The 14,980-nt window shown below is 41.1% G+C and carries 11 protein-coding genes; 6 read left to right on the top strand and 5 right to left on the bottom strand.

All coding sequences use genetic code 11. The features are described 5' to 3' along the window. Positions 1–2: 2 nt before the first annotated feature. A complete protein-coding gene (locus tag G7092_RS29900; protein ID WP_166095985.1) occupies positions 3–1,652 on the top strand; it encodes an NAD+ synthase in 1,650 nt (549 codons plus the stop codon). A gap of 398 nt (positions 1,653–2,050) precedes the next feature. Next, positions 2,051–5,794, top strand: a complete 3,744-nt coding sequence (locus G7092_RS29895; protein WP_166095984.1) for a S8 family serine peptidase — start codon at positions 2,051–2,053, stop codon at positions 5,792–5,794. A gap of 81 nt (positions 5,795–5,875) precedes the next feature. On the opposite strand, the gene G7092_RS29890 is transcribed toward G7092_RS29895, so the two are convergent. Then, a complete protein-coding gene (locus G7092_RS29890) occupies positions 5,876–6,370 on the bottom strand; it encodes a hypothetical protein (RefSeq protein WP_166095983.1) in 495 nt (164 codons plus the stop codon). A 262-nt stretch (positions 6,371–6,632) separates the two neighbouring features. Here G7092_RS29890 and ggt point away from each other — a divergent pair, with 262 nt between their 5' ends. The 4 genes from ggt (at position 6,633) to G7092_RS29870 (ending at position 10,674) form a co-directional block, all read left to right on the top strand. Beyond that, positions 6,633–8,327, top strand: coding sequence for a gamma-glutamyltransferase (gene ggt / locus G7092_RS29885; RefSeq protein WP_166095981.1), 1,695 nt, complete (start codon positions 6,633–6,635; stop codon positions 8,325–8,327). A gap of 147 nt (positions 8,328–8,474) precedes the next feature. Continuing rightward, the gene (locus G7092_RS29880; RefSeq protein WP_317170019.1) at positions 8,475–8,906 is read left to right on the top strand and encodes a MarR family winged helix-turn-helix transcriptional regulator; all 432 of its coding nucleotides are present in this window, start codon (positions 8,475–8,477) and stop codon (positions 8,904–8,906) included. Positions 8,907–9,058: 152 nt separating this feature from the next. Further along, positions 9,059–9,568: an FKBP-type peptidyl-prolyl cis-trans isomerase gene (locus G7092_RS29875; RefSeq protein WP_166095979.1), complete on the top strand. Its 510-nt coding sequence runs from the start codon at positions 9,059–9,061 to the stop codon at positions 9,566–9,568. Positions 9,569–9,678: 110 nt separating this feature from the next. Next, the gene (locus G7092_RS29870; protein WP_166095978.1) at positions 9,679–10,674 is read left to right on the top strand and encodes an FKBP-type peptidyl-prolyl cis-trans isomerase; all 996 of its coding nucleotides are present in this window, start codon (positions 9,679–9,681) and stop codon (positions 10,672–10,674) included. On the opposite strand, the gene G7092_RS29865 is transcribed toward G7092_RS29870, so the two are convergent. The 4 genes from G7092_RS29865 to G7092_RS29850 all read right to left on the bottom strand — a co-directional run bounded on the left by G7092_RS29865 (position 10,675) and on the right by G7092_RS29850 (position 14,886). After that, positions 10,675–11,988, bottom strand: a complete 1,314-nt coding sequence (locus tag G7092_RS29865) for a cryptochrome/photolyase family protein (protein WP_166095977.1) — start codon at positions 11,986–11,988, stop codon at positions 10,675–10,677. After that, on the bottom strand, positions 11,981–12,886 hold the full coding sequence (locus G7092_RS29860; RefSeq protein WP_166095976.1) for a TIGR01777 family oxidoreductase: 906 nt from the start codon (positions 12,884–12,886) through the stop codon (positions 11,981–11,983). Before G7092_RS29860 ends, G7092_RS29865 begins: the two co-directional genes overlap by 8 nt. Continuing rightward, entirely contained in the window at positions 12,879–13,790 is a 912-nt protein-coding gene (locus G7092_RS29855; protein WP_166095974.1) for an NAD(P)H-binding protein, read from the bottom strand. The genes G7092_RS29860 and G7092_RS29855 overlap by 8 nt, the downstream gene beginning before the upstream one ends. A gap of 526 nt (positions 13,791–14,316) precedes the next feature. Further along, a complete protein-coding gene (locus G7092_RS29850; RefSeq protein WP_166095971.1) occupies positions 14,317–14,886 on the bottom strand; it encodes a hypothetical protein in 570 nt (189 codons plus the stop codon). Between the last annotated feature and the right edge of the window lie 94 nt (positions 14,887–14,980).

Genomic DNA, 14,980 nt, shown 5'->3' with positions numbered 1-14,980 from the left:
CTATGAAAATCGCATTAGCCCAGCTTAACTATCATATAGGTAATTTCGAATCGAACACAGCCAAAATTATAGACCATATACAAAAGGCTCAGCAAAATGGCGCCGACCTGGTGGTATTTGCCGAATTGTGCGTTTCTGGTTATCCTGCGCGTGACTTTCTGGAGTTTGATGAATTTATTGATCTGTGCGATGGATCGGCGAAAAAAATAGCCGCGGTATGTACCAACATTGCCTGTATAATTGGTTTGCCTACTTATAATCATAAAGAGGAGGGGAAAGATCTGAACAACTCTGCTTACTTTATTGAAAACGGACAGATAAAAGCAGTAGTAAATAAAGCGCTGTTACCCAATTATGATGTATTTGATGAGTACCGGTATTTTGAGCCTTCAACGGAGTTTAACTGTATAGAATTTAAAGGAAAAAAAATTGCATTGACCATTTGTGAGGATCTGTGGAATACCATCGAAAACCCACTATATATTACCCGGCCAATGGATAGCTTGATCCATCAGCAGCCCGATGTCATGATCAATATAGCCGCGTCGCCCTTTGCTTATAACCATGACGAAGAACGTATTGCTATTTTGAGTGATAATGCCAGCCGCTACCATTTACCCTTGCTATATGTAAACCAGATAGGTGCACAAACAGAATTGATATTTGATGGAGGATCATTGGTTTTTGATAATACCGGTAAACTGATAGATGAGTTGCCCTATTTTGAAGAAAACCTGGCATACTATACCTTAAATGAGGATGCCTCTATCAGTTTTGATCATCCTACAACCCTGAAAGCCGAACGTGCTGCTGATATTGAGCAGATACACCAGGCAATTATATTGGGCATTCGCGATTATTTCTATAAATCAGGCTTTAAGCAAGCCATTCTTGGTTTGTCGGGCGGTATCGACTCTGCTGTGGTATGTGCTTTAGCCGCAGAAGCTTTGGGCGCTCAAAATGTAATGGCCGTGTTGCTGCCTTCACGTTTTTCCACCGATCACTCCTTAAAAGATGCCGAAGACCTGGTAAATAACCTGGGTTGCAAAAGCGAATTGGTTCCGATTAAAAATATCACCGAAGCGATTGAAACCGCGCTACATCCGCAATTCAATAACCTGCCATTTAACATAGCCGAAGAAAATATACAATCACGCAGTCGCGCCATATTGCTGATGGCTATGTGCAATAAGTTTGGTTACATTTTATTAAACACCAGCAATAAAAGCGAGGCAGCCGTAGGCTACGGTACTTTATATGGTGATATGTGCGGTGGGATATCGGTAATAGGAGATGTTTACAAAACGCAGGTTTTTGAGCTTGCCCGTTACATCAATCGTAATCAGGAGATCATCCCGATCAATTCTATCGTGAAACCACCATCAGCGGAGCTCAGGCCCGATCAAAAGGATACCGACTCTTTACCTGAATATGATATACTGGATAAGATACTGGCCGAGTACATCGAGAATCGCCGTTCATCAACCGATATCATCAAAATGGGTTATGACGAAGCAACAGTACGCCGGGTGATCAGGCTGACTAATCTGGCCGAACATAAGCGTTATCAAACACCGCCAATACTCCGGGTATCGCCAAAAGCATTTGGTATGGGCCGCCGGATGCCTATTGTAGGTAAATATCTGTCGTAATCATCCTTGAAAAAGTATCGCGGTTTATTACGAAAGTGGGTTTACACTTTTTTGGAGAAATAAAATATAAATTATTGATTATTAGGTATTTAATCAAATTTTAACCCTAAAAAGTGTAAACCCATGTAAACCCACTTTTTTGTTAACGGAGTTGCCCTCAATCCAAAACTATGAATCAATTTGTGGTTAACATACCATTAGTGATCTTTACAAAATAGGTTTGGCAAAAGCCGGTGCAGTGGGAAATATTCGCCCTGTGAAGTATCAAAGTAATGTTGTCAAATTTCCATAGATTGTATTATATACTGATATTTAATACTCTTTAATTGGGTTGGGCTTTAATAACTAAGGGAATATTTATAGATTTAGGGCTGTAAAAATGCCTATATCTCAGATCTATGAATAAATCTTACGCAGCAATTTGTATATGTTTTTTATTGCTGTGTGCAACGGCCCGCACTTTTGCCCAACAAGCGCTGGTAACCGATGCCAAACGTGCCGAGTTAACACGCTTCTCCAGTCAGATACGCAGTACTTATGAGTCCAGTCACAAACAGGCTTTATCCCTGGCTGCAAGTAAGGGTTGGAGCGTGCAGCGCCATACCAGAAACGGTAACCTGGTATCCTTGCAAGGTGTTAACTCTTTGGGTTTTCCTATTTATCTCATCACGCATAATAATACTACATCGGCAGCTACAACCGGCACTAACACCGTACAACCGGGTGGTTCGCTCGGGCTTAATTTGTCGGGTTCAAGTACTTTTTTGAATAATAAGTTGGCTATCTGGGATGGTGGCTCAATATACACCGCTCATCAGGAATTTGCTGGTAAAAATATAACCATTAAGGACGGATCATCGGTGCTGGATCATACCACTCATGTGGCTGGTACCATGATAGCCCGGGGAGTATATGCTCCAGCTAAGGGGATGGCTTTTAATGCGGCCACCCTGCAATCATTCGATTATAATAGTGATGTAGCCGAAATGAGTGCAGCTGCATCGGGGTTATTATTATCTAACCATTCTTATGGAGATGAAGCGGGTTGGAATTTTAACGATACCAATAACCGCTGGGAATGGTACGGCTTGCCTGGCGATAGTGTTGATTATACTTTTGGTTTTTATGACACCCGGGCTCAGGCATGGGATAAGATTGCCTACAATGCACCTTACTACCTCATCGTAGAATCGGCGGGGAATAGCCGTTCAAGTAACGGCCCGGCGGTAGGGGCCGACTATTATGGCTACAAAAGTAAAACTGATCAAACTTTGGTTGATAAAGGTCCAAGACCGGCAGGCATCAGCGATAATAATGGTTATGATATTATCAGTACCACGGGTAACGCCAAAAATATACTTACTGTTGGAGGCGTAAATCCATTGCCATTTGGGCCAAGCAGCCGGCAAGATATCACCACTGCATTTTTTAGCAGTTGGGGCCCTACAGATGATGGCCGTATTAAACCCGATATTGTGGGTAACGGCGTAAACGTATTATCTGTTGGAGTTGCCAATCCTGCAGCATACCTCACCCTTTCCGGAACCTCCATGGCTGCGCCTAATATTACGGGGTCGCTGTATTTATTGCAGGAGTATTATGCCCAAAAGAATGGAGGAGCTTTTATGAGGGCAGCCACTTTAAAAGGACTCGTATGTCAAACCGCCTTTGATGGAGGTAATGTTGGGCCCGATTATATTTATGGATGGGGCCTGCTTAACACCAAAAAGGCTGCACAAGCCATAACTGATAATGGTACAAAAAGCATCATTAGTGAAAATTCACTGCAACAAGGACAAAAACAAACTTTTACTGTTGTAGCCTCGGGCAATGATGTGCTGTCGGCAACTATATCATGGACAGACCCTGAAGGTACCCCCAATGCTGATGGCACAATTAATAACCGTTCCCCAAAATTGGTTAACGATTTGGATATCCGGATCAGTGATGGCACTACTACCTATAATCCCTGGGTGTTAAACCCCGATGCTCCCGCAGCAGCTGCCACAACCGGCGATAACATCCGTGATAATATTGAACAGGTTTACATTTCTAACACTACTCCGGGTAAAAGCTATACTATAACGGTATCACACAAAGGTACTTTAAAGCAAGGTCCACAGGCCTATTCGCTTATCGTCACCGGCGCCGGCGGAACCACTTATTGCACATCGGCACCATTATCAAATGCCGATTCACGCATTGATAACGTAAAGGTATCAAACATTAATAATACACCTGCTGCAGGCTGTAAAAGCTATTCAGATTATACTAATCTTACCGTTCAGCTGGAGCAGGCTAAAACTTATCCTTTGAGTATTACCTTAGGTACTTGTGGCGGCAATTTTAACAAAGCTGCTAAAGTATTTGTGGATTGGAATGGCAATGGTGTTTTTGATAACGGTGAACTGGCTGCCACCACCAATGTGCTTAACGGTACCGGAACGTTTACCACCAATATTAAGGTTCCGGGATCGGTAATTCCGGGTAATTATAGCTTAATGCGTGTGGTATTAACCGAAACGGGCGACACTTCAACTATAAAAGCTTGTGGAACCTATGCCAAGGGCGAAACACAGGATTACCGGGTACAGTTTTTACAAACCAGTATTGATGCCGGTGTTGTAGCTATTGTAGACCCAGGGTCAAGCGGTACTTGTTCAGCAAGTACATCGATTACTATCCGGCTTAAAAATTTTGGTAGTGCCTCCATCGGCAACATACCGGTAACGGTTACTATTACTTCGCCTGATAACACTAAAACTACTTACAACGAAACTTATACCGGCACATTGCAACCTCTGGCCGAAGATAATTATACCTTTAGCCAAAAGTTTAATGCGGTAGCTGGTGACACTTACGTTATAACTGCTTCCAGCAATTTAGCCAGCGATCCGGTTGTATCCAATAATTCATTAACAGCAACGGTAGTGATCAATACACCAGCTGTAATTGGCGGCCTGAGTGCTTATTATTGTATTGATAGTAAGCAATATTTGTTATCCGGCTCGGGTGATGGTACTTTACTCTGGTATCAAAACATTAATGATACTACTCCAATAGCTTATGGGTCGGCCGCCATCACTGCTCAACCCCCTGTAAACAACACCTATTATGCAGGTATAAATGATTTCAAGGGATCTGTAGGCCCTGTTAGCAAAAATGTTTTCACATCTGGTAGTTATAATCAGTTTACTCCGGCAATAAACATAAATACCAAAGTGCCAATGATTATTAAAAGTGCCCGGTTATACATTGGTAATTCGGGCAAAATAACATTTAATGTAAGTAATAGTAATGGCCAGATTGTGTCGACCAAAGCTATTAATGCTCAGGCCACACGAACAACCCCATTGCCGGGAGATCAGCCTGATGATCCTAATGATCAGGGAAAGGTGTACGATTTGAACCTGGAGTTGCCTGCAGCGGGTAACTATAGCATATCCGCAACATTTGATACAAAAGCCACCATTTATAGAAATAATGGGGGTGTAAAAGGCTACCCATTCAGTATAGGTAGTATATTTAGTATCACAGGTAATAACGCCACACCCGATGGCCCTGTGGATACTACCTATTATAAAAATTTTTACTATTATTTTTATGATATTAAAGTACAAAGTATGGGTTGCGCGTCGGCTGCAAGATTACCTGTTAGTTTCTCTAAGCCTGTTATTACTCAAACAGGTAACTCGTTAAGCTCAAATTTTGCCACAGGTAATCAATGGTTTTTGAATGGTAAGGCAATTGTGGGGGCCAGGAATAAAATATATGCCCCATTACAAAGCGGCGATTATCAGGTAGCTGATACCTTATCTGGTGGATGTGTGGCAATGTCTGATATCTACACCTACGCACGTACCGTTGAAAATCCGGATAATTCAACAGAGATTGGTTTATCGGTGTTCCCGGTTCCGGCGAGTAGTCAGCTTAATGTGGTTTTCGCAACAAAGACCACAGCTGATCTTAAGTTGTCATTAATTAATCCGGCGGGGCAAATAGTTTATCTTAATACACAAACTATACCTCAGGGAAATTTCAGCAAAGTGATAGATGTTACCACACAACTTCCGGGGGTTTATCTGATTAAAATATTGCTTGGACAAAAGATTTATGCCCGCAAGGTCATTATCGGCAGATAGACCATTGAGTTTAGAAGGGGATTAAAACAAAACGCCTTCTTGTTTAGGAAGGCGTTTTGTTTTAGAAGACTTCTTGATTTATTAAAAAGTATACTTTAATCCCAAGCCTGGTGCAATATCAAAAAATGGCCCACGTGCCAGTTCAAGACGTGGGTTAAGGTCGAGACTGATAGCTATAGGAGCGGTCGGTATTTTATATTCCAGGCCAAGCGTTGCATCTGCTCCTATCAGGATGTGCTTACCATTGTAGTATTCATCACCACCGCCTATTCGTTTGTAATAACCGCTACCTACCGACCCCAGGTGACCGCCAAAGCCATAATAAAAATTCAGCTTATCAACACCAAAGGCCTGCTGATGTATTTCATATAACCCGGTTACTACCACACCATGATCACGTATGCCAATAATGCCTTCAAGCGCGGCGCTATTATCCATAAAATATTTTATAGAAGGGCCCACTTCGTAAGCGCCAAATTTTAATCCAACTGCTGTTTTGTAATCCTGAGCCTGCGAACGTTTACCTATTAATAAGAACGAAACCGAGAAAAATAAAATGTAAGCTAATTTTTTCATGTAGTGATTTTAAGTTAATGACTGTTGTTATTGTGCATCGAAATCCTCACGCCTGGTTAAGTTTTTCAGCTCGCACATATCCTGCAAATAAACGGCAGATTTGAAATTTTATGGCATTTAAATTAAAAAACTGCAATCGTAAAATTTTATCAGGTTGAAAATCAGTGCTAAATATTGAGTTTTTAAGAGCGGGATTATATCGGCAAATAGATTATTTTAGTAAAATAATCTGACCAATGATATAATGAATAATTTAAACCTGATGAAAAACAGCCGTCTGAGTATGGTTTTGGCACTGCTGCTTTTTGTTCCATTAGGATATGCACAAAAGCATCCGGTGACAAATATAAATACCCCATATTATAATGGTATGGTAGTGTGTGCATACCCTGATGCGGCCCAGGTTGGGCTTGATATATTAAGAAAGGGCGGTAACGCTGTTGACGCTGCAGTAGCCGTTCATTTTGCGCTGGCAGTTACATATCCCGATGCCGGTAATATAGGTGGAGGTGGTTTTATGGTATACCGTTCAAAAAACGGTGACACCAATACGCTTGATTTTAGGGAAAAGGGGCCGGCTGGTGCCAGTGCTAATATGTATCTGGATACTGCCGGTAATGTGATCCCCGATATGAGTTTGTACACCCATAAGGCATCCGGAGTACCCGGATCTGTTGATGGCATGGTACAGGCCCATCAGAAATATGGTAAACTCAAATGGGCCGATCTGCTGCAGCCAGCTATTAACCTGGCGCGTAATGGATTTAAGATAACACAACGTTTTGCTGTTGACTTAAATCATTTAAAAGCGCAGATCGAAAAATTAAACCCTGGCAAAACTTATTTAATAAAAGATACGGAATGGCATGAAGGTGATATCCTGGTACAGGAAGATTTGGCTAAAACCCTGGAGCAAATTCGTGATAAAGGGCGCGAAGGATTTTATGGTGGCATAGTTGCCGATCAGATAGTTGCTGAAATGAAGGCAGGTGATGGGTTGATATCCAAAGCAGACCTGCAAAACTACCATTCGGTTTGGCGTAAGGCCGTGACCGGAAACTATAAAGGATATAAAATTATTACCATGCCACCTCCATCAAGCGGTGGAATTGCATTGTTACAACTGCTACAGTCGGTTGAAAAATACCCTCTGAAAAGATGGGGCTATAATCAGGATTCAACGGTGCGGCTGATTGTAGAGGCTGAACGCCGTGTGTATGCCGATCGTTCCAAATACCTGGGCGACCCTGATTTTTACAAGATACCGGTTGATAGCTTATTGAGTCCTGCTTACATTTCATCGCGCATGAGCAACTTTAGTTGGGATGCAGCTACATCAAGTAGCAGTATACAGCCCGGCACCTTTGTAGGTTACGAGAGTGACCAAACCACCCATTATTCTATTGTTGATAGGGAGGGTAATGCAGTATCCATCACAACAACTTTAAATGATAGTTATGGTTCAAAGATATTTGTAAAGGGTGCAGGTTTTTTGCTGAACAATGAAATGGACGATTTTAGCTCAAAACCCGGTGTGCCTAATATGTACGGATTGGTTGGCGGTAAGGTTAATAGTATACAGCCGGGTAAACGCATGTTATCGTCGATGACACCTACCATTGTTGAAAAAAACGGTCAGTTATTGATGGTAGTAGGTACGCCAGGTGGATCAACCATTATAACCTCGGTTTTTCAAACTATTATTAATGTGATTGAATTTAATCAGGATATGCAGCAGGCGGTAACGTCCAAACGTTTTCATCATCAGTGGCTACCCGACGAAATAGCCGCGGAAAAAGGAGCGCTAGATAGTGTAACTATAATAAAATTGCAAAACAAAGGATATAAAATAAACAGCAGACGTGGTATTGGCCGTGTTGACGCTATTTTGAAAACCCCGCAAGGTTACCAGGGTGGGGCAGATCCGCGTGGGGATGATACGAAATTGGGTTATTAGAATAGCTCATTGGCTCACTTGTTCATTAGTCTTGTTGTAGTATTTGTCATGTAACCAATAAACTAATGAGCAAGTGAACCAATGAACTAAAATTTCCCTTGTGTAATCAACAAGCATTTCTTACGTTTGGTATGCATGCAAAACAGCATTAAACATCAGGAAACGATTGACTATTTTTTAAAGATAGTATGGCAAACAGTGGCCAACCGGTATAACCAATTGGTTACGGAATTTGGCATTACCCAATCCATTGGCTATTTGTTGATTAATATTGACGAAAAAGAAGGTACTACCGTTTCGCAGGCTGCTGCATTGCTGGGTCTAAAATCAACCAGTTTGTCCAGGATGCTCAGTCAGTTGGAAAAAACGGGGCTGATCTATCGCGAATCTAATCAGGGCGACAAACGTTCGGTTAAAATATATTTGACCGAATTGGGAAAAGAAAAACGACACCAGGCCCGTTCCATAGTAAAACAATTTAATAATTATCTCGATTCACATATCAGCGAAACAGATAAGCAATACCTCACCGAAATGCTTAAGAAGATCAATAAGCTTACGTTGAACTATAAACCATGATTACTTCTACACTTTTACCTTAAATTGAACGTTTTATTCAAAAAATTAAGCCCTAAGTATAGGGCGATGGCGGGCTTATGGGGTTATTAATTGTTAAAAAATGTTAAGCTGCCGTTTTTCTATTATAAAAGAATAAATTTGCCTTTTGAAAAATGAACAGGACGCTGTTAGCTTTATTTGTGATTATTATTGGTTTTGGTGCTTGTAAAAAAACAACCGATCCTTTGATTCACTACAATGCGCAGAAAGCTATTGATGATAAATTGATACAGGATTATTTAAAAGCAAATAACCTTACCGCCCAGCGCACTGATAGTAAATCTACTGATACTTCGGGGGTTTATTATATTATAAAACCGGGCGAGGAAGGAGCTGGCAATGATTTGTTTACCAGTTCAACGCAGGTTACTGTTGGATACGTAGGGCGGATACTGACATCGCAGGTTGTCATTGCCCATACAGACAACTTTCATCCCTCATACCGTTTGAGTGATGTAATGAGAGGCTGGCAATTAGGTATACCGCTGATGAAAAAGAATGGTAAAATCAGGTTATTTATACCATCAAGGTATGCTTATGGACCGTATGCACAGGATTCGCTACATTTGCCGGCAAATTCAGTACTTGATTTTGATATACAATTGTATAACGTAATCAATTAGGAGTAAAAATTAAGGTGCATAGCAGGTAAAACTGCTATAGGGCTTAAATAATATATAACTTAAATGAAACTATATACTTCATTTAGCAGTTAAAAAACAAACAAATTTAAATGAAACAAACACTTTTTACGCTCCTATTTATTACTTGCATAGGTTTAATATCCTGCCGCAAAACAGGAAACGATCCTAATATCACGCAATACGACCAAACCCAGATCCAAAACTATATCAATGCCAACGGGCTTACCGGTATGAAAAGAGATACCTCCCATGGCGATACCAGTGGTATTTATTACCAGATCCTTTCGCAAGGTTCAACCACAGGCAGGCCTTTAGATTATCCGGATAGCGTAGCGTTTGTATTAACCGTAAAATCATTTGATGGCAAGTATTTTAATACCGATACGATCAATCTAGCCCATTTTAATGGTTTAGTAGGACATATTTCATTTGGCGGCCCTGTACTCGGATGCACTAAGGGATTGCAGAGTGCCATACATGATATTATTAAATATAGAGGAACCAGGGCCAGGTTGCTTATCCCTTCCCGGGTATCTTATGGTGTTAACGGTATTGGTACGGGTAGTTCGAGTAATACCGGTACACGTATATTGGGCAATCAATGTCTTGATTATTATATAAATGTGGTAACCAGTGTTGATAAATATGATGATGATTTAATCAATGGGTATATTAAGAAAAATAATTTGACTGGTTTTACTTACATTGGACCCGGTAATAGAGGAAGGGGAATATATTATAAAGTAACCACACCGGGCAGTGGTAAGGGTGATGTTCTTACGGATGTTTCTTCTTTTACTGTTAGCGCTTACTCTGGTAAGTTTTTGAATGATTTCGTTTTTGATCCAGGTCCGGCTGCTGGTGCAGCAGCTGTATCATTTACAGCAGGGGCGTATGTACCAGGAGTATTAGAATCATTAAGAGGACAAACTGCAGGTGCCGTAGTATCTATGTTTATACCATCAAGGTTAGCTTATGGAAGGGCCGGTTCAGGGCCAGATCCTAATACCGGTGTTGTTTCGATAGGTGGTAATACAGTTTTATACTTTACCGGATTTACCTTAGCAACAGTTACCAACCCATAATTATTTGACCAAAGCCTCTTTAAAAGCTTTTAAACAACGCTCACGTGCAAAGGCGTGATCAATAATGGGTTTCGGATATTTGCTAAAATCGGCATATTCCGGAACCCATTTTTTAATGTATTGTAATTGAGGATCAAACTTTTTAGTTTGCGCGTCAGGGCTGAATATCCGAAAATAAGGAGCCGCATCCGTACCCGAACCGGCCGCCCATTGCCAACCGCCTACATTGCTGGCCATTTCATAATCAAGCAGTTTCCGGGCGAAATAATGCTCACCCCATCGCCAGTCTATCAAGAGGTGTTTACTTAAAAAGCTGGCCACTATCATGCGTACCCGATTATGCATAAAACCAGTAGCATTTAACTCACGCATGCCGGCATCCACAATAGGATAACCGGTTTGGCCATCGCACCAGGCAGTAAATTGCGTTTCATTGTTTACCCATTTAATACGGTCATATTCCGGCCTAAAGGCATGATCCATCGTATGCGGGAAATGGTAAAGGATCATCATATAAAATTCACGCCATATCAGCTCATTCAGCCAGGTTTTGTCGGGGCTGTCATAAGCTGTTTTTGCCAATTCGCGGATGCTCACCGTACCAAAGCGTAAATGCAAACTAATGCGTGACGTGCCTTTAATAGCCGGAAAGTCCCTTTTCGCTTTATAATCAGCAATCACATCTTTATATTCCTGATTGGGGAAGGAAATATTGCTTTCCTCAACTCCCATTTCTTTTAGTGACGGGATAGGCAGAGCTTGGGTTTCGATCAGGTTTTTCAGGTATTTTTTGATAGGATAGGTCTTCAGGTAAAACGGTTTCAGGGCGTTATACCACTTGCGCTGGTACGGTGTGTAAACGGTGTAAGGTTTACCATCATCCTTAACAACTTCGTCTTTTTCAAAAATGACCTGGTCTTTAAATGTCTTTAGCTCGATGCCATGCTTGTGCAGTTTTTCTTTTACGGCATTATCGCGTTTTATAGCATAGGGTTCATAATCATGATTAGTATAAACAGAAGCAATATGATGCTCTTGAATGATACTATCCCAGGCAGGTGAAGCTTTATCATATATGACTTTTAGGCTGCTACCTAGTTTATGCAATTCTTTATCCAACTGCTTAATGGTTTGATGGATAAAATTTACACGGGCATCATCTTTATCTTCCAGATGGTCTAATATATCCTTATCGAAAATAAAGAGTGGTAGTACCGGATTGCCACTTTTTAAGGCATAATATAAGCCTGCATTATCATTCAGGCGCAGGTCGCGGCGAAACCAGAAAATAGTTATCTGAGTTTTTTTATCCATAAATTTCTTTTAGCGCTGAAGGCACCTCTGTGAACTTAAATTTGAATCCGGCATCCTGAATTTTTTGTGCCGAAACCTTAGTACTCCCTAAAACAAGGGTACTCATTTCGCCAAGTAGTAGTTTTAATATAAAAGCAGGTACGTTTGGAGCCCAAAGTGGTTTATGCAATTGATTGGCTACCGCTTGGGTTAGCTGTGCATTGGTAACCGGGTTAGGGGCCACCATGTTGTAGGTGCCCTTAAAAGAGATATCTTCAATACTATGCATATACATATCCACCACATCCTGCCAGTGTATCCAGGGAATCCATTGCCGGCCATTACCTATAGGTGAACCTACATACAGCTTTATAGGTTTGGCCAGTTGGGGTAACGCGCCACCATCTTTATCCAGCACCACTCCGGTACGGAATTTTACTATACGCAAACCGAGTTTGTTACCCTCATCAACAGCATTTTCCCATTCAACGCAGCAATGAGCCATGAAATCGGTATTGGGTGAGCTATCTTCTGTCATCAGGTCATCGCCACGGTCGCTGTAATAGCCTATGGCCGATGCCGAAATAACCGAGTCTACCAGGTGTTCTCTGGTTTTTAACAAATCATATATCAGTCTGATAGATTTGGTTCGGCTATCAATCAGCTCCTTTTTACGAGCATCTGTCCATCGCTTTTCGGCAATGCCTGCTCCGGCCAGATGGATTATGGTATCTATGCCCTCTATGCAATTTGCATCAATAATTCCCTGGTTAACATCCCACAGAAAAGTTTTAGCCATAGGGTTTTGCCCCGGGTTACGACTCAAAGTGCTTACCCGATAGCCCTTATTAAGCAACAACTGGGTGAGCCGTTTGCCTACCGAGCCAGACGCGCCTGTTATCAGGATGTTTTTACTCATTATTTTTTGCCTGAATATGGTTTATAGCTAAAAGTAGCGATTCTTTATAAGTTAAACATTGACTGGGTACAATATCCTCAATGGAGTGCTCGTGCATAATGGTTTCATCCTTGAGACTGCTGGCCAGATTATGGGTAACAGCATACTCAAAAGGATTGGTACGACTAAGCCAGTATGACAATATTCCAGATGGCAGGAATGGGATGGTGATGATATGCCTTTTCAGCTGACGTATTTGAGCATAGCCCAGTATCATTTCTTTAAAAGTTAAGATATCAGGCCCTCCGATCTCAAAGCTTCGGTTAAAGGTTTTCTCATTCAGCATCACACTTTCCAGATAAGTCAGTACGTCGCGTATAGCTATGGGCTGGCAGCGTGAATTAACCCAGCCGGGCACAGTCATTACAGTTAGTTTCTCTGTTAAATTACGAATGATCTCGAACGAGGTACTGCCCCAACCAATGATCATAGCCGCCCTTAAAATGGTTAAAGCTGATTTGCCTTCTTTCAGCACATCTTCTATATGTTTACGCGAATCGGCTTGTTTAGACTGGTTTTTACCGTTACTGATGCCACTTAAAAATATGGTTTGGCAGCAACCTGTTTGATCAAGCGCATGTATAAAGTTATAGGCCGATAAAGCTTCCAGCGCAGCCAGATCCTGCGATTGTGCCATGGAGTGTACCAGGTAATAAGCTACCTCAATATCTGCCGGAAAAGCCTCTATACTTTGTTCCCGCAGCAGATCGCCAGTTAGGAGGGTAACCTGATGGGCAAAATTATTGCGCTCATAAAAACGTTTTTTATCACTTACCAGGCAAACAACTTCATGACCTTTCTCCAGCAAAACGGGGATCAGCATCATACCTATATAACTATTAGCACCAGCAAGTAAAACCTTCATTTATGGGCAACAATAAAAAAGGATGGGTGTTTTAAATACCCAACAAGTATTATAATATGTTTAAACAAAAAGGCTATAGGTGTACACTTGAAATAGCGATGACCATGTTGCAAGCCCGGGCGAATCTAAGTACTAAAAACTTTTTAAACCTTAAATTTTAACATTTTTCTGCTCAAAAACGCGATAAAAACGCTTGAAAATTGATTCAAAACCATCGATTTTAACACTTTTTAACAAATTTCAGCCCGGTTTTGATGGATTTTCAAAGCTTTAAAAAGTATTAATTCATTGATTGTTAAATATATAAATACAAAATGGTGGATTTTTGTTCCCGTTTTGACCTTAACAAAACAGCCCGATTGTCTGATAAAAAGACAACCGGGCTGATATATAAATATACGAAAATTTGTTGAGATAGTTGAACTTATGTAAGCGAAAGTTTGTCATGCTGAACGGAGTGAAGCATCTATTATGAGATAGATATATCGAAGTAGATCCTTCGTACCTCAGGATGATAATCTGTATTTTAATGCATGCATCCAATATAAACCTTAGCCTTAAAGGCAAATGCTGGTTTTGATTGGCCCATAGCCAGCAGGGCGCTGTCGGCGCTGGTTTTGTTTTCGTAAATACCTCTTACCAGGGCAATGGTTTTTTCTTTGGCATCCGATTTATACTGGTTCAGATATTCCAGACTCAAAAAATCAGAAACTGATCTTCGTGGGTAATATTCGCCTGCGTATATTTCATCCTCGTCTTTATCAGAAAGGGCTATAAGGTCTTTGGCTTTATTGTAACTGCGGCCCATGGTATCAATAGGAATGTTTAATGATTTCTTTAGATCAAACATCTTGCTCCGGAGCTCATTATAGTTAAGGCCCGTATCTGCCACCACAATATAATAATCGGCATAGTTAATGGTGTCTATATCTCTCTGAGTAGTATCACGTGCATTGACTTGAAGTGATTGGGTGGTTTTATAGGACGCCGATAAAACTTTAGCCGGTTTAACTTTAATTTCGCCGTTGGTTTTTGGAGGTTTAGGCTTGCAGGCAGCGATGATACAAATAAGCAAAAGCAGATAAATGATTTTCATTTGGTGAGGATCGGTATTCAAAGATATTAATCTTCCCTGTATTGTAAGATTACTTCTTTCAATTCCCCCCCCCTCGGGAGGGATGCAACTGGTT

Origin of the sequence: Mucilaginibacter inviolabilis (assembly GCF_011089895.1) — a bacterium.
GTDB lineage: Bacteria > Bacteroidota > Bacteroidia > Sphingobacteriales > Sphingobacteriaceae > Mucilaginibacter > Mucilaginibacter inviolabilis.
The sequence above is the reverse complement of the archived record's forward strand: the minus strand, read 5'-3'. Positions and strand labels throughout refer to the sequence as shown.

Bases quoted from the DNA above. Each gene is read 5' to 3' on its own strand.
- G7092_RS29900 (WP_166095985.1), top strand. From the start codon at position 3: ATGAAAATCGCATTAGCCCAGCTTAACTATCATATAGGTAATTTCGAA.
- G7092_RS29895 (WP_166095984.1), top strand. From the start codon at position 2,051: ATGAATAAATCTTACGCAGCAATTTGTATATGTTTTTTATTGCTGTGT.
- G7092_RS29890 (WP_166095983.1), bottom strand. From the start codon at position 6,370: ATGAAAAAATTAGCTTACATTTTATTTTTCTCGGTTTCGTTCTTATTA.
- ggt (WP_166095981.1), top strand. From the start codon at position 6,633: ATGAAAAACAGCCGTCTGAGTATGGTTTTGGCACTGCTGCTTTTTGTT.
- G7092_RS29875 (WP_166095979.1), top strand. From the start codon at position 9,059: ATGAACAGGACGCTGTTAGCTTTATTTGTGATTATTATTGGTTTTGGT.
- G7092_RS29870 (WP_166095978.1), top strand. From the start codon at position 9,679: ATGAAACAAACACTTTTTACGCTCCTATTTATTACTTGCATAGGTTTA.
- G7092_RS29865 (WP_166095977.1), bottom strand. From the start codon at position 11,988: ATGGATAAAAAAACTCAGATAACTATTTTCTGGTTTCGCCGCGACCTG.
- G7092_RS29860 (WP_166095976.1), bottom strand. From the start codon at position 12,886: ATGAGTAAAAACATCCTGATAACAGGCGCGTCTGGCTCGGTAGGCAAA.
- G7092_RS29855 (WP_166095974.1), bottom strand. From the start codon at position 13,790: ATGAAGGTTTTACTTGCTGGTGCTAATAGTTATATAGGTATGATGCTG.
- G7092_RS29850 (WP_166095971.1), bottom strand. From the start codon at position 14,886: ATGAAAATCATTTATCTGCTTTTGCTTATTTGTATCATCGCTGCCTGC.